20 protein-coding genes are annotated in these 14,374 nt (G+C 55.2%); 15 read left to right on the top strand and 5 right to left on the bottom strand.

The annotated features are described in order from the left end of the window. Positions 1 to 5: 5 nt before the first annotated feature. From K7H21_RS14645 to K7H21_RS14635, 3 genes are all read left to right on the top strand, one after another. Positions 6 to 806, top strand: coding sequence for a carboxymuconolactone decarboxylase family protein (locus tag K7H21_RS14645; protein WP_223035171.1), 801 nt, complete (start codon positions 6 to 8; stop codon positions 804 to 806). Positions 807 to 810: 4 nt separating this feature from the next. Further along, positions 811 to 1,245: a cyclophilin-like fold protein gene (locus K7H21_RS14640; protein WP_112164980.1), complete on the top strand. Its 435-nt coding sequence runs from the start codon at positions 811 to 813 to the stop codon at positions 1,243 to 1,245. Between the two features lie 301 nt (positions 1,246 to 1,546). After that, complete coding sequence (locus K7H21_RS14635) at positions 1,547 to 2,383, top strand: alpha/beta fold hydrolase (protein WP_004120157.1); 837 nt, start codon at positions 1,547 to 1,549, stop codon at positions 2,381 to 2,383. A gap of 44 nt (positions 2,384 to 2,427) precedes the next feature. Here the strand turns inward: K7H21_RS14635 and K7H21_RS14630 are convergent, their stop codons facing one another. Beyond that, the gene (locus K7H21_RS14630; RefSeq protein ID WP_004120160.1) at positions 2,428 to 2,652 is read right to left on the bottom strand and encodes a YdcH family protein; all 225 of its coding nucleotides are present in this window, start codon (positions 2,650 to 2,652) and stop codon (positions 2,428 to 2,430) included. Positions 2,653 to 2,798: 146 nt separating this feature from the next. On the opposite strand from K7H21_RS14630, the gene K7H21_RS14625 reads away from it, so the two are divergent. Further along, a complete protein-coding gene (locus tag K7H21_RS14625; protein ID WP_004120163.1) occupies positions 2,799 to 3,692 on the top strand; it encodes an oxidoreductase in 894 nt (297 codons plus the stop codon). Positions 3,693 to 3,728: 36 nt separating this feature from the next. On the opposite strand, the gene K7H21_RS14620 is transcribed toward K7H21_RS14625, so the two are convergent. Beyond that, positions 3,729 to 3,977 (bottom strand): hypothetical protein, encoded by a 249-nt coding sequence (locus tag K7H21_RS14620; protein ID WP_004120166.1) that lies wholly within the window; start codon positions 3,975 to 3,977, stop codon positions 3,729 to 3,731. A gap of 360 nt (positions 3,978 to 4,337) precedes the next feature. Between K7H21_RS14620 and K7H21_RS14615 the strand changes: the two genes are divergently transcribed. Genes K7H21_RS14615 through K7H21_RS14585 form a run of 7 tightly spaced genes read left to right on the top strand, consistent with a single transcriptional unit; the run spans position 4,338 to position 9,642 of the window. Then, complete coding sequence (locus K7H21_RS14615) at positions 4,338 to 5,309, top strand: phosphotriesterase family protein (protein ID WP_004120170.1); 972 nt, start codon at positions 4,338 to 4,340, stop codon at positions 5,307 to 5,309. A 9-nt stretch (positions 5,310 to 5,318) separates the two neighbouring features. Beyond that, on the top strand, positions 5,319 to 6,059 hold the full coding sequence (locus K7H21_RS14610) for a creatininase family protein (RefSeq protein WP_004120173.1): 741 nt from the start codon (positions 5,319 to 5,321) through the stop codon (positions 6,057 to 6,059). After that, entirely contained in the window at positions 6,052 to 6,495 is a 444-nt protein-coding gene (locus K7H21_RS14605; RefSeq protein ID WP_223035170.1) for a PTS sugar transporter subunit IIA, read from the top strand. Before K7H21_RS14610 ends, K7H21_RS14605 begins: the two co-directional genes overlap by 8 nt. 25 nt (positions 6,496 to 6,520) lie before the next feature. Then, positions 6,521 to 6,808, top strand: a complete 288-nt coding sequence (locus tag K7H21_RS14600) for a PTS sugar transporter subunit IIB (RefSeq protein ID WP_004120180.1) — start codon at positions 6,521 to 6,523, stop codon at positions 6,806 to 6,808. Beyond that, on the top strand, positions 6,805 to 8,115 hold the full coding sequence (locus tag K7H21_RS14595) for a PTS ascorbate transporter subunit IIC (RefSeq protein WP_223035169.1): 1,311 nt from the start codon (positions 6,805 to 6,807) through the stop codon (positions 8,113 to 8,115). Before K7H21_RS14600 ends, K7H21_RS14595 begins: the two co-directional genes overlap by 4 nt. Before the next feature lie 16 nt (positions 8,116 to 8,131). Further along, positions 8,132 to 8,872 carry a sugar isomerase domain-containing protein gene (locus K7H21_RS14590; RefSeq protein WP_049115241.1) on the top strand — a complete coding sequence of 247 codons (741 nt, stop codon included), beginning with the start codon at positions 8,132 to 8,134 and terminating at the stop codon, positions 8,870 to 8,872. Between the two features lie 14 nt (positions 8,873 to 8,886). After that, complete coding sequence (locus K7H21_RS14585) at positions 8,887 to 9,642, top strand: GntR family transcriptional regulator (protein WP_004120189.1); 756 nt, start codon at positions 8,887 to 8,889, stop codon at positions 9,640 to 9,642. Here K7H21_RS14585 and K7H21_RS14580 read toward each other — a convergent pair. Further along, the gene (locus K7H21_RS14580; protein ID WP_046877968.1) at positions 9,639 to 9,800 is read right to left on the bottom strand and encodes a helix-turn-helix domain-containing protein; all 162 of its coding nucleotides are present in this window, start codon (positions 9,798 to 9,800) and stop codon (positions 9,639 to 9,641) included. The two genes, K7H21_RS14585 and K7H21_RS14580, sit on opposite strands and share 4 nt — an antisense overlap. A gap of 237 nt (positions 9,801 to 10,037) precedes the next feature. Between K7H21_RS14580 and K7H21_RS14575 the strand changes: the two genes are divergently transcribed. After that, positions 10,038 to 10,379: a hypothetical protein gene (locus K7H21_RS14575; RefSeq protein ID WP_046877967.1), complete on the top strand. Its 342-nt coding sequence runs from the start codon at positions 10,038 to 10,040 to the stop codon at positions 10,377 to 10,379. Positions 10,380 to 10,602: 223 nt separating this feature from the next. On the opposite strand, the gene K7H21_RS14570 is transcribed toward K7H21_RS14575, so the two are convergent. Continuing rightward, positions 10,603 to 11,658, bottom strand: a complete 1,056-nt coding sequence (locus tag K7H21_RS14570) for an SDR family oxidoreductase (protein WP_049115246.1) — start codon at positions 11,656 to 11,658, stop codon at positions 10,603 to 10,605. Between the two features lie 96 nt (positions 11,659 to 11,754). Here K7H21_RS14570 and K7H21_RS14565 point away from each other — a divergent pair, with 96 nt between their 5' ends. Together K7H21_RS14565 and K7H21_RS14560 are read left to right on the top strand one after the other, a co-directional pair. Then, positions 11,755 to 12,642 (top strand): LysR family transcriptional regulator, encoded by an 888-nt coding sequence (locus K7H21_RS14565; protein ID WP_004120203.1) that lies wholly within the window; start codon positions 11,755 to 11,757, stop codon positions 12,640 to 12,642. 74 nt (positions 12,643 to 12,716) lie between these two features. Continuing rightward, positions 12,717 to 13,385 (top strand): class I SAM-dependent methyltransferase, encoded by a 669-nt coding sequence (locus K7H21_RS14560; RefSeq protein WP_223035168.1) that lies wholly within the window; start codon positions 12,717 to 12,719, stop codon positions 13,383 to 13,385. A 113-nt stretch (positions 13,386 to 13,498) separates the two neighbouring features. Here K7H21_RS14560 and K7H21_RS14555 read toward each other — a convergent pair whose 3' ends face one another. Next, positions 13,499 to 13,735: a tautomerase family protein gene (locus K7H21_RS14555; RefSeq protein WP_004120210.1), complete on the bottom strand. Its 237-nt coding sequence runs from the start codon at positions 13,733 to 13,735 to the stop codon at positions 13,499 to 13,501. A 61-nt stretch (positions 13,736 to 13,796) separates the two neighbouring features. Between K7H21_RS14555 and K7H21_RS14550 the strand changes: the two genes are divergently transcribed. After that, positions 13,797 to 14,264 carry a winged helix-turn-helix transcriptional regulator gene (locus K7H21_RS14550; RefSeq protein ID WP_142468946.1) on the top strand — a complete coding sequence of 156 codons (468 nt, stop codon included), beginning with the start codon at positions 13,797 to 13,799 and terminating at the stop codon, positions 14,262 to 14,264. Positions 14,265 to 14,374: the final 110 nt, after the last annotated feature.

Below are 14,374 nucleotides of genomic sequence, written 5' to 3'. Positions count from 1 at the left end.
TTATCGTGAAAGCTTTTATTGCCGCTGCCGCCATGTCGTTGATGCTGGGCGCTCCCGTCCTGGCTGAAGAAAAAAGAGGTAAAAAAATGGCGCCATTTAGCCCAACCCTGTTGTCCGTTGAAGATGTTCAATCCGTCGCGCCGGCGCTTGCCCGTTTCGGTAACGAGGTGTTGACAGAGGATCTTTGGGCGCGAAACAAACTCTCGCGCCGCGATCGCAGCATCGTGACCGTCGCGATCCTTATCGCCCGTCACCAGCCTGCGGAGCTAAAACATTACGTTGATGTTGCCCTGAATAACGGGGTCACAGCGGCTGAAATCTCTGAGATCGTCACTCATCTGGCTTTTTATTCCGGCTGGCCCAGCGCGATGTCCGCCGTTGCGGTGATGAAAGATATTTTTCTTGCGCGCGGTATTGGACGCGAGCAGTTGGCTGCTGCCTCCCCGGAGCTACTCCCTCTTAATCAGGCGGTGGAAAACCAGCGTTCAACAACCGTAGAAAAGAACTTCGGCGCGATTTCCCCTGGACTGGTGAAGTTTACGACGCAACCGCTGTTTCTTGACCTGTGGCAGCGACCGGAGCTGAAGCCGCGCGACCGCAGCCTGGTGACGGTCAGCGCGCTGATTGCCGCCGGGCAAAGCGCGCAAATTGGCTACCACCTTAACCGGGCGATGGATAACGGCCTCACCGCGGAAGAGGCGGGAGAGGTCGTTGCGCATGCCGCTTTCTACGCCGGCTGGCCAAACGCCTTTTCAGCAGTAGCGGTGGTCAGTGAAGTCCTGCGCGCTCGCGGCCTGGTAGGGTGAGCGGATGCTGAAAACGCTCGGTGCGGTGCTATCCATTTTGATCATGATGACGGGCGCGGCATCCGCCGCCGGCAGGGAGAACGCGGTGAAGATTGAGTTTGTATTTAAAGGCGTCACGGTCGTCGGCTTGCTGGATGAGAGCGCTGCGGCTAATGCGTTCCTGGCGCAGCTGCCGATGACGGTGAAGCTTGAGGATTATGGTTCAACGGAAAAGATCGCCTGGCTGCCGACGAAACTGCGCCGTGCGGATTCTGGCGCTTCAATGACCCCACGGCGCGGCGACATCGCCTATTACGCGCCGTGGGGCAATCTGGCCATTTTTCGCGAGGATTTTCGCCACTCGCCGGGGCTGGTAAAGCTTGGCCGGGTGGTCGAGGGGCTTAAATCGCTTGACCAGCCGGGCGCTGCGATGGTGACTATCAGCCGGTCTGCTGAGTAGGCGCAGCGCGTAAATTAAACCGATCGTTATTTCACTTCAGTATGATGAATGAAGCTGTCCAGGATATGGACAGCTTCATTGCGTCGCGATATCCCATTCTGCCGCAGCTATTGCTGTCCGCTGAGGATTATCTGTCAACCGGCCTCCCGTATCGGCGAAAATCATCTACACTTTTCCAGCCAGGTCATTTTCAAACCTAACGAGACACTATCGTCACCGGACAGAACATCCAGCCTTTACCCCCGACCAACTGCAGGCGTCAGGCCCGCAGCCTTGTTTTCTCTATAGAGGAGTTTGTAACATGGCATTTGTGACAACCAAAGACGGCGTCAATATCTTCTTTAAAGACTGGGGCCCGAAGGAGGCGCAGCCAATCGTATTTCATCATGGCTGGCCCTTAAGCGCCGATGATTGGGATAACCAGATGCTGTTTTTCCTGGCAGAAGGCTTCCGGGTGATTGCGATTGACCGACGCGGTCACGGTCGTTCCGATCAGGTCAGTGAAGGTCATGATATGGACCATTATGCCGCCGATGCGTCAGCGGTGGCGGAGCATCTGGATCTGCATAATGCCGTGCATATCGGGCATTCCACCGGCGGCGGGCAGGTCGCGCGCTACGTTGCGCAGTATGGTCAGCCGCAGGGACGAGTGGCTAAAGCAGTGCTTATCAGCGCGGTTCCGCCGCTGATGGTAAAAACGGAGAGCAATCCTGGCGGTACGCCAATCGAGGTATTTGATGGTTTTCGCAAAGCGCTGGCCGCCAACCGCTCGCAGTTTTATCTCGACGTGGCGTCCGGGCCGTTCTATGGCTTTAACCGCGATGGCGCGGAGGTGTCCCAGGGCACTATTCAGAACTGGTGGCGGCAGGGCATGACCGGCAGCGCGAAGGCGCATTATGATGGAATTAAGGCGTTTTCTGAAACCGACCAGACCGAGGATTTAAAAGCCATTACGCTGCCGGTACTGGTGCTGCAGGGCGATGACGATCAGGTTGTGCCTTATCAAAACGCCGCCATACTGCAGGATAAGCTGCTGCCGAACAGCCAGCTAAAAATTTACCCCGGCTTTCCGCACGGTATGCATACCTCGCACGCCGATGTCATTAACGCCGATCTGCTGGCGTTTATCCGCGCGTAGCTGCGGGATAAAAAAGGCCGCCACCCGGCGGCCTTGCACACATATCAGACCTGATTCAGGCTTTCATGCTGGAGGATTTTCAGCATTTCATCCTTCAACAGAAGTTTTTCTTTCTTCATATGTACGAGCTCGAGACTGTATCCTTTACCGTCGACGCCTTCTATGCGGGAAATGTCGTGATCGAGTGCATTATGTTTTTCGAATAGCGACTGAAAGCGCGGGTGCGTGGTTTTCAATCGAGAAATTAGCTCTCTGTATTCTGGAAACATGTACCTTCCTTGTTGATGGTGATAAGTGTGTACGCTGACACACACATTCAGATTACCCATATGAAAAAAATGGTAATGCGAACGAAGTCGCGTTTATGTTACGTAACCATGAAATCTTAGGGGCCGGATGCGGCCTGGAGGCATAGATGACAGTTGAAGAACCTACCATTGCGCTGATAGGCCCGGGCGCAATTGGTACCACCATCGCCGCTGCGCTGCACGAGGTAGGCCGTACGCCTCTGGTATGCGGCCGCCGTGCGCACCCGCAGCTGTCGCTGCGTTTCGATGGCGGGAAGATTGTGGTGCCGGGCCCCGTCGTGACGGAACCAGCATCGGTCGCCGCGCCGGTAGACCTGGTCTTTGTGGCGGTAAAAGCAACGCAAATTGCGGCGATTGCGCCGTGGCTGAAAGCGCTCTGCCACGATCGCACGGTTGTATGCGTGCTCCAGAACGGCGTTGAACAAAAGACGCAGTTCGCGCCTTACGTCGCGGAAGCGACCGTGCTGCCATCGGTCGTCTGGTTCCCGGCACAGCGTGAACCGGAAGCGTCAGTCTGGCTGCGGGCGAAACCGCGGCTGACGCTGCCCGATGTTCAGGGGGCTGAACGGGTGAAGCATGCGCTACGGGACACCCGCTGTGAAGTGGACGTCAGCGCTGATTTCCTCTCCGTTGCGTGGCGCAAACTGCTGCAGAATGCGGTCGCTGGTCTGATGGTGCTGACGGGGAGGCGGGCAGGGATGTTTGCCCGCGATGATATCACGGCGCTGGCTTTAGCCTATCTGCAGGAAGGACTGACGGTGGCGCGCGCCGCAGGCGCCAGCCTGGACGATGGCGTAGTGCAGGAAATTCTCGCCGGTTTCCATCGCGCGCCTCCGGACTTAAGTACCTCAATCCTCACCGACCGCGAGGCCGGGCTGCCGCTAGAGTGGGATATTCGCAACGGAGTCGTGCAGCGGTATGGTCGTATTTACCATATTCCCACGCCGCTCAGCGATGTGATTGTGCCGCTGCTGGCCGCCGCCAGCGACGGGCCGGGCTAAAGGCGCGGAACACAGGCGTGATAACGATTCCCGGGATCAGATTGATTCCGCCAGCCGGTCGACAACCACTTTGCCGCTATTATCAAACTGGGTGATGCGGTAATTCACGCAATAGGAACGACGGGTGGTAAATTGATTGAATAACGCCACCCGGCCTTTTTTATCACCATTTTTATTTACAATAATCCACTCGGTGACATCGGTTGAATTCGCTTTACCGCTACTAGCGTCCTGCTGTTCCACCAGACGATCCTCTTTTTCTACCTTCAAAAAATCTCGTAACATTTATTTATCTCCGCTCATCATTGTTTTTAACAATACTCTTTTTGTCGATTCATTCAATTAAACATTTTAATCAAAGCCATGGATTATTAGTCAGGAATGCATTGGCTTTGTGAGTATGTATCCCATTGAATTTAAGTAACATAAATTTAATTACCTCAACCGGAATACGTATGTTTTTCCATGAGTAACGGTTTTTTTAGCCCGAATCTATTTATGTGACAACGTCACATAAATGTTAATGTCGACCTACCTCACAGATAAGAATTTAATATGATTGATGCGAACTTGATCACTTGACTGGTCAAGTGGGGTGGGCCTATGTTGAAAGCACCTTCTTATCCGTTCCTGGGAGCAAGTAACATGGGCATCATTCGAACGTTAAACGGGGATATTTCCGCTCATCAGCTGGGCGTCACCTACAGCCACGACCATATCTACTGTATTCCGCCCTATTGGGCCGAGCGTCAGGATGACGATCTGTTACTCGACGATCCGCAGGCATCAGAGCGTGAATTAAGCGACTTTCGTGAGGCGGGAGGCAGCGCCATCTATGACGCCACCGCGCCGGACTATGGTCGTCAGGCTGCAGCCGTCGCCGCCATGGCGCAGCGCCAGCAGCTGCATATCATCGCCACCGCCGGTTTCAACAAAGGTTTTCTCTGGAGCAGCAAGCGGCCGGGCTCAGCGCAGACTTTTGCCGAATGGATTGAACATTCAGAGGTTGATGAACTGGTTGAACACGTCTGTCGCGAGGTCACTGAGGGGATAGAGGGCACCGAACATCGGGCCGGCGTGGTGAAATGCGGCACCGGCTATAACGCCATTTCCCCGCTGGAAGAAAAAACCATGGAGGTTATCGTTCGCGCCCAGCAGCGCACCGGCGCGCCGATGCACAGCCATACGGAAATGGGGACGATGGGACTCGAGCAGGCGCGGATCTTCAAAAAATGGGGGCTGGATTTATCCCGCTTATGTTTTGCCCATATGGATCGCAACCCCGATCCCTGGCTGCACCGTCAGATCGCCAACACCGGGGCGTTTCTCTCTTTCGACGGTATCAGCCGCATCAAATACCACCCTGAGCATATCCGCACCCAGGCCATCCTGGCCCTGTGCCAGCGGGGTTATCAAAAACAGATCTTAATCGGCGGTGATTTTGCCCGTAAATCAATGAGCGCCCACTACGGCAAGGGGGGACTGGGGCTGAAGTTTATCCTTAGCGACTGGCGACCAAGATTCCTTGAAGAGGCGCGGGAAGCTGGATTTGACGGCGAAGCGCTGCTGCACGATTTCTTCGTCGACAACCCGGCTCGTTACCTCGCTTTTGCCTGAGGAGGCGTGATGAAGCTGCATCATTTAAACGAACGCGAGGCCAGGCGGGCGCTACAAAAGGCGCGGATAGCTTTATTGCCGCTCGGCGCCGTCGAACCGCACGGCGACCACCTGCCGCTGGACACCGATAACCTGCTCGCCGAGCGGTTCTGCGCGCTGATTGATGAACAGTTGGGCGAGTGCGCCCTGAGCCTGCCGGTTGTTTCCTACAGCCAGGTCTGGTCCCTGCGCGGCCACGCGGGCGCGATTGATATCGGTAATGGACGGCTGACCTCGCTGCTGGTGTCGCTGGCGGAAAACATGGCCAGCTACGGTATCACCACCACGGCGGTGATTAACGCGCATTACGGTAATTTCGACGCCATTAAAGCCGCTTCCCGCCAGCTTAAGGAGCAGGGCATCACGCTGCTTGGCTACAGCTGGGCGGGGATGGATGAGGAGGTAAAAAAGCGGCAAACCTCGGCGGTGGCTTATCCCGGTTATATGCATGCCGACGAAATCGAGACTTCATTGATGCTGGCGCTGGCGCCGGAATTCGTCAACATGACAGAAGCTCGCCAACACTATCCTGATTTTCCGCAGAATTTTCGCTATCAGCCGATACCCTGGACCGCGTTCTCTGATTATGCGGTGTTGGGCGATCCGACTGCCGCCAGTGAAGATAAAGGGCGCGCGTTTGTCCAGCGTGCGCTGGAAACCACGCTGGTTTCCATCCGCCAGCATTTAGCGCAAGGAGCCTCTTATGATTGATCGTCAGGCAATAAACGTCGACTGTGCGGCCAACTGCCCGGAAGAGGCCATCCGCGAGGCGGGGGAGGCGCTGTGCCGCGCGGCAGCCTGCAGCCCGCAGTACGTCCAGGCAATGGTCGATAGCTACCGCGAGCTGGGCCCCTATTTTGTCATTGCCCCCGGACTGGCGTTGCCGCATGCCCGCCCGGAGCAGGGGGCGAGGAAAGCGCAGATCAGCGCGATCAGGCTGCACGAACCGCTGGCGTTTGGTCATGCGGAAAACGACCCGGTACAGGTGGTGCTGGGCTTGTCGGCAACCAGCAGCGATGCGCATATCCACCTTATCCAGCATATCGTGACCGTACTCAGCGATGAAAATAACCTGCATACCCTGATGCATTCTCGCGACCCAGAACAACTTTATCAGTTGCTAGCCAGCGGCTCGCAGCGTTTGTAGCGTGATTAACACGGAGTGAATAGCGATGAAAATTCTGACAGTCTGTGGTTTAGGTATGGGCTCCAGCCTGATTTTAAAAATGAACGTTGAGGCGGTGTTAAAACAGCACGGGATTCAGGCCTCCGTGGAACATATGGATGTCTCTTCCGCCGCGTCGGCCAACGCCGATGTAGTGATAACCAACGCGGAACTGATAGATAACCTTAAGCATCTGTCCTGTCCGGTGGTGGTGGTGAACAACTATATCGATAACGCCGAAATTACTGCGGCGCTGACCCAGGCGAACATTCTGCCCGCGGGAGAGCCGTCATGAGCGAGTTTCTTGGCGTGCTACGCTGGATCACCATCAATATATTTGGTGAAGCGTCGATCTTAATTGGCCTGATTGTGCTGCTGGGCCTGGTGCTGCAAAAGAAATCGCTGGCGGACATTGTGTCCGGCACCCTGAAGGGCATTCTGGGCTTTCTGATCATCGGCGCGGGGGCCGGGTTTATCGTCTCCGCGCTGCTGATATTTCAACCGATCTGGACCGAAGTCTTCGGGCTTAGCTCGATGAACCTGACCAATATTATTGGCCAGGCGCGCTTCAGCGAACGCTACGGCAGCAGCGTGACCATCGCCATTGCCGGCGGATTCGCCATTAATTTGCTGCTGGCCCGGCTGACGCGCTTTAAATACATCTACCTGACAGGACATATGATGTTCTGGACGACGATGATCTTTGCCGGGGTGATGGTGAACACCGAGCCCGCTATTTCAGCGGTGCAGCTGACGCTGATGCTAACGGTGATTATGGGGCTCTACTGGACCCTACAGCCCGCGCTGGTTCAGCCCTGGGTGCGGAAAATCACCGGTAACGACAACGTGGCGCTGGGGCATACTTCCGCCTCGGTCGCGCTGCTGGGGGCGATTTTCGGCCAGATATTTGCCCGCAACAAAATCAGCTCCGAGGATATTAAAGTTCCTAAAAAACTTGGTTTTCTGCGCGATTCCAACGTGGTGACCGCGTTAACCATGGCGCTGTTGTTCTTTATTGGCACCTTTATTCTGCAGATAAAAGGCACGCCGAAAGCGGCGGAGATCCTGGCGCAATCGGGCGACCTGAGTTTCTACATTTATGCCCTCAAACAATCGCTGATGTTTACCGGCGGCATCGCCGTGGTGCTGCTTGGCGTACGGATGTTTATTGGCGAAATGGTGCCGGCGTTTAACGGCATCGGCTCGCGGCTGGTCCCCGGCGCAAAACCGGCGCTGGATTGCCCGATACTGTTTAACTTTGCGCCAAACGCGGTGGTGCTGGGGTTTGTCGGCGCTTTTGTCGGCTCGCTGCTGTGGCTGACCCTGATCGGCCGCTATACCGGCTACGTCTTTATTCCCAGCATGATCGTGATTTTCTTTCACGCCGGGACGGCGGGGGTCTTCGGCAATATTACCGGAGGCTATAAAGGCGCGCTGCTGGCGGGGTTTATCACCTCCACCGTGGTCGCCTGGGGGCAGTATTTCTGCGTCACCGGCTTTATCGACCATACGATCCCGGATACCGCGCTATGGGCAGGCGACAGCGATATGTTTGTCCTCGCGCCGGTCATTCATCTTTTAACCCGCCTGCTGGCGTTCTGATATCGGGAGGAAGTCTATGAGTCAGGCACTGAAACAGTACTACAGTCAGATCCGCCAGAAGCTGGCTTTTCTTGAGCAGCGCCCCGATGAACTCACCCGGGCGGCGGAAATCATGTCCCACAGCATTATGGGGCAGCGCAACATCTTCGTCTTTGGCGCCAGCCACGCCGGGATTCTGGCGGAGGAGATGAGCTATCGCGCGGGCGGTCTGGCCATCATCAATCCGCTTTTTACCCCTGCGCTAATGCTTAACGTCAGGCCGTTAACCCTCACCAGCGCGGTGGAAAATGTGGAAAACCTCGGCCGGGTACTGGTGGAGCAGTCGCCGCTAAGGGCTGAAGATACGCTGCTGATCCACTCGGTTTCCGGGCGGAATGCCATTACCATTGACGTCGCGCTGGCGGCGAAAGCCTGCGGCGCAAAGGTTATCGCGATTACCAGCCTGGCGACGGCGGCGCGCGTGACCTCTCGCCACTCCAGCGGCAAACTGCTGGTGGATGTGGCCGATATCACCATTGATAACCACTGCGAGTATGGCGATGCGGCGGTGAGCCTGCCGGGGATGGCGCAAAAAGCCGCACCGCTCTCTACCATCATGGGCGCTGCCATCGCCAACAGCCTGGTATTACGGATATGCGAAATCATGCTGGAAAATGAGCATATACCGCCCATTCTCGCCAGCGCAAACATAGACGGTAATCAGGCGATAAATCAGGATATACTTAGCGCTTACAGGAGCCAGATACACTACCTCTGAGTTGGAGCACAAGTATGTTTGAGTCGGATGGACTCCCTCTCTATTTAAGGATAAAAGACGTTATCCTGCAGCGGATCCTCTCTTTTACCTATGACGATAAGCTCCCGGGCGAACTGCTGCTCGCCGGGGAGTTTAAGGTGGCGCGCGGCACCATTAAACAGGCGATAGATTCGCTGGCCAGTATTGGCATGGTGTACCGCGAGCAGGGTAAAGGGACGTTTATCAACCGCGATGCGCTGCAGAAATACTACACCGACCTCCCGGATGTACTGACGACCTTTGCCCCACCGGGCGAGATAGCCGTGGAAGTTCTGTCGCTGATTTCGACCATGGCCGACCGCCAGGTGGCGGAGCAAATGGGGCTGGATTTAGGCTGCCAGCTGATGCGTCTGGAACGGTTGTTAGTGCAGGGAGATCGGCCGGTTGGCCATGTGCTGACGTGGCTCAATGGCCGTATCTATAACGATCTTAGCCACGTGGACGGCAGCCGATCGCTGTATAAGCAGCTGCGGGAAACGTTCGGTTACTCACCGGCCAACGCCACGGAGCGCTATACGCCGGTGTGCTGCGATAGCCGCACGGCAGGATTGTTAAATATTAAACCGGGTGTGCCGCTGTTTCGAATTGAACGGGTGGCCCGCGATCTGGATGATGTGGTGCTTGAATACAGCGTCACGCATACCCTTGACGCCAGCCTGTCGCTGCAAATCGCCACCAGCCAGAGCAGTATGAGCCCGCAGTGGACCTGCACGATCGAAAAAGGACGTTAATCCGCCTCCCAGGCGAGAATATCGCCTGGCTGGCACTCCAGCGCCTGGCAGATTTTTGCCAGCGTATCGAAGCGGATGCCTTTCACCTTTCCGGATTTGAGCAAAGACAGGTTCTGCTCGGTAATTCCTACGTAGGCCGCCAGCGCTCTGGACGTCATCTCAGTGCCAGGTCGAGGCTCAGAATGGTGCGTTTTCTGACGTATTGAGTGACGCCGATCCCCTGCCAGATCGCCCATGCGAAAGCCCTGCGGGTAAACCATGAATCTTAACCTGCCGGTGACAGGAGTAACGGCACGTAATCACCTGTTCACCTTTTGATTGTTTTTTGCTCTAAAGGGTGAAGGGTAGGGTGAACACTTAAACGCATTTTTTTAATTTTATAAAAGGAATTCATTATGAAGCGTATTAACGAACGTGCCTGGGAAGTGTTTGGTATCTATGGAAAGGTATGTGAAAGCTGCTCAGGGGCGATCGCATTAAGCCTGTTGCAGGCGCTGGCGATGTTAGGTTGCCTTGAAAAAAGAGAGGCTGGAGGGTTAACTCTGTATTGCATTTTGACTCTAATAGCCGTTGTGGCGACTATCGGTTTTTTTGCCTCTCTGATAAGTATAGGAAGAACTATTCATACACAAAGCAAAGGCCATAAGGTAGCTGAATACCTGATTTCCTGCGTTTTTTATCCGGTAGTTATCGGTATCCTGCTTACGGCGGTTGCGACTCTTCAATCTGTACTCTGAAATCATCAGAAGCATAAGGATGCTGCAATTTGGAGTAATATCATCCACTACGTTTTGTATTTATACGAAGAAAATGGCTGGTAAATCATGGTGCCGGGAGAACCCGGCTTTTTTACGTCTTGGAATAATCATTACCCCAGATACCAGAGCGCGCGAGGAAGGGACGAAAAACTGAATCGTAGATTGCTCGCGCGACGACGGCTGACGGTTAAAGCATGTTGTTTCAGGGGATAACGCGTGCGGCTCTCAGCTGAGCGAACAGGCGGAAAAACATGTCGTCGGTGGCCTGCATTTCCGTGAAGCCCGCCCGGCGTAGTTTGCTGCCATCGCCAAACATGTCGTAGTTCCAGCTAAAGACGAAATCGGCAAACGTACCGTCGTTGAGCCGTAAAATATCCGCCTCTACCAGATCCTGCCCGGCCAGTTCGCGCCACTGCGCGCGGTAATCAACAAACAGCTGATGAAAGGAGAGCCTGACCGGCGGCGCGGAGGGCAGTTCAAACCAGTCGGCGATGCGCGGCCACAGCTCGCACCAGCGCCAGAGATCGCCGTTATTGACGTTGAACGCCTGATTTTCCGCCTGCGGCGAGGTGGCGGCCCACAGCGTGGCATCCGCCAGCAATCCGCCATCAGTATGATCGACGATACTGTGCCAGGTTTGTTCCGAACCGGGGAAGCGCAGCGGTAAATTCTGCGCCCGACACAGCGAGGCGTAGAGCGCGATGCTCAGCGCGAGATTCATGGCATTGCCGGGCATCGTACTGCCGACCACGCCAGGCCTGAGCGCATTCCAGCGCCACGTTTTTCCGCGCTGGAACTGGCTGAGCCATGTGAGCTGAGCGGCATTAAATTCGGCCCCGGGTACGCCGGGATCGCTTTCTCGCGCCGGGGTTTTGAACGGACCAAGATGCGCGCCATAGACTTTGTATCCCTGCATCAGGCTTACCGTCCGCAGCGGTGAGGTTTTCTCAATGTTACTGACCAGATGGCGCAGCATGGCCACGTTCGGCTCAACCATTTCCGTCCAGTTCGCGGCGTTCACCCATGCGCTGTAAAAAATGTGGGTGATCCCGTTGAGCGATTGCAGTTTCTGCGCGCTGTGCCGCGCATCGAGTAAATCGACGTTGATGACGGGAATGTTATCCGGGTGGGGCGATGCATGGCGGCTGAGGCCAATAACCTCCCACCGATGGCGCAACAGCGTTTTGACCAGCTGTCTGCCTACAATGCCGCTGGCGCCGGCGACCAGCGCGATCCTGGGTTGCGGTTTCTTATTCACGTTGCTTCTCCAGATGGGGGACCGAGGCAGTGTGATATATTATTTATTTCACGAATACCCCATAAAATCGATGGTACTTATAAGAAGAATCATTAAATGAATAATAAGCTCAACGCCATTGCCACCTTCCTGCGCGTCGTCGAAGCGGGTTCTTTTTCGGCGGCGGCCCGCCAGTGCGGGATGAAACAATCCGCAGTCAGCCAGCAGATCGCGGCGCTGGAGGAGGAGCTCGGGGTGGTCTTGCTGCATCGAACGACGCGGGCGATGGCGTTGACCGAGCAGGGGGAAAGCTACCGGCGCGATATGCAGCTTTTGCTGGAAGCGATGCGCGACGCTGAAAGGCGCTTAAACCCCAGCGATAGTCAGCGGCAAGGCAGGGTACATGTGCAGCTACCGAGCGGTCTGGGACAGATCTTTTTGCCGCATCTGCTGGCGCTGCAGAAAATGACCCCCGGGCTGCATCTGACGCTTTCGCTTGATGACCGTATTGCCGATCTGGTTACGGAAGGGGTGGATGTCGCGCTGCGGTTAAGCAGTGAACCGCCTCAAGGGCATGCGGCGCGCGTGCTGGCGCGTATTGAAACCGCGCTATTTGCCGCCCCGGGTTTTAAAGAACTGCATTGCGTGAGCGAACTGGCTGCCCATCCGCACGTACGTTTCAGCGGCATCGCGCAGGACGCGCCGCTGCGGCTGGTCTCGGGTGATAAAACGGTCGATGTGAAAGTCAATACCGTGTTTCGGGCTAACACCAGCGAAGCGCTGTTGCAGGCGCTGGAGTCCGGTATTGGCATTGGTGGCATGCAGTTGCCCCTCGCAGCCAACGCTTTGCAATCCGCGAGGCTGGTGCCGGTGTTACCCGCCTGGCGATTACCCGATCGCTTCCTCTATGCGGTTTACCCTGACGCCCGCTTTATTCCGCAGCGGGTCAGAAGCATCATCAGCGTGATTGAGCAATTACTGCCCAAGGTAACGGGGAGTCGCTAAAAACGGGGGGATCTCTTCTTGCGCGATAGAGAGTAGAGTGGCGTGCGTTGTGGCTAAAAAAAGGCGTCTTTACGATGAGTCCCTATGAAAAAAAGTATCGGCAGCTGCTGGAAAATGGCGCCATCGCCTGGGCTGGCGAGGGTTACTTAAGGGCCAAGACACAACAGGAGCGGGTGTTTAGCTGGCTTGATTTACACCAGTACTTTCCCCAGGCAGGAACGCCAGTCCTTGAACTGGGGTGCGGGAATGGCGCTATGGCAGCGCAGTATTTTGCTGAACGAGGCTATTCCGTGTGGGGGATAGATTTGTCTGCAACCGCGATCCGCTGGGCAGAAAATCGTTTTCAGCAAGCGGGGCTCGCGGCTCAATTTTTTGTCGGGGATGTCTGCCATATTCATCAGTGCCAGGATGCGACCTTTGAGCTCATTATCGATGGCAGCTGTACGCATTGCCTGATTGACGAAGCCCGGCATCTTTGCTTTGCGGAAGTCAGAAGATTGCTCAGGCCGGGAGGACGGTTTGTCATCGGTTCCATGTGCGGAACTCCACGTCACCCGGAAGACATGGCCGCTTATGATCCCGTTCGCCATCATTTGCTCAAAGAGGGTCAACCCTGGCGTACGCTGCGGCCGCTCCAGGCTCTGCTGGACGAGATCCGCGATGAACATTTTGATGTGCTTGAGGTGAACGTCAATGAGAACCCATGGTGGGATCATGTGACCGTGGTGTGTTCCGTAAAATAAGCCCCGGAGCGTCGGTTTATGGCCGTTTTTGAGCACGCGTCGGGCGGCGTAAAAGCGGACATAAAAGTTGTCCGCAATTTCTTGCAGGGATGACGCGTTAAAACGCCATCAGGTTATGACGCCTTAGGCGATGAAAATTTTGCCGCGATCGCTTCAGCGGTGGGCTGCATGCCGCCCAGACTCCACTGTTCCGGCTCATGCTCATCAATGCGAACCCAGACTGAACGACGGAACTCGGGATCGCCTTTCCCTTCAATTTCGACAATCAGATCGGTCATGCGGCGTAAGAGCTCTTTTTTTTGCTCCGGATTCATCATTCCTTTAATGGTTTGTACATTGACGAAGGGCATTGTATTCTCCTTAGTAATCTAGGTCTAAAATTCATACTCAGATTAGAGGGCGAAAACGAACATGTCAAAAAATAATTCAGTTCCGTACCTGTTACCGGAGCTTTGCGGACTTTCTGCGGCAGCGGAAATCCTGGGAGATCAATGGGTTTTGTTGATTTTAAGAGAGGCTTTATACGGCGTGACCCGCTTTGAAACGATCCGCTCGCATACAAAAATGCCTAAACAGACGCTGGCAAACCGGTTAAAGAAAATGACGGAACTGGGTTTACTGAGCAAAACGCCCTATCAGGAAGAAGGGGCGCGCGAACGTTATGAGTATATCCTTACGCCGAAAAGCCGCAGCCTGGCGCCGATCCTGTTTTCCCTGATGGCGTGGGGACATAAAAATATCCTGCATGATGAACCTCATATTGCGCTGATGGATAAAGAGAGCGGAGATTTCGTCCACAATGCATTTGTGACGACGAAAGGCACCGTTGTTGAACCTCGGAACATCCAGATAGTGGCTGTGAACGTTAACCAGCCTTAGCGCAGGTGATAAAAACCGCAACCCCGTTTTCTGCTTTCTGACGGCAAACGTTGTCAGCTTGATCGCGGTGGCGTAATATACGAAACATATATAAAACGTTACGGTACGTA

It is taken from the genome of Klebsiella sp. CTHL.F3a (assembly GCF_019890895.1).
Classification (GTDB): Bacteria; Pseudomonadota; Gammaproteobacteria; order Enterobacterales; family Enterobacteriaceae; genus Klebsiella; species Klebsiella grimontii.
Note: the sequence above shows the minus strand (reverse complement) of the source record. Positions and strands in the feature narration are given on the sequence as shown.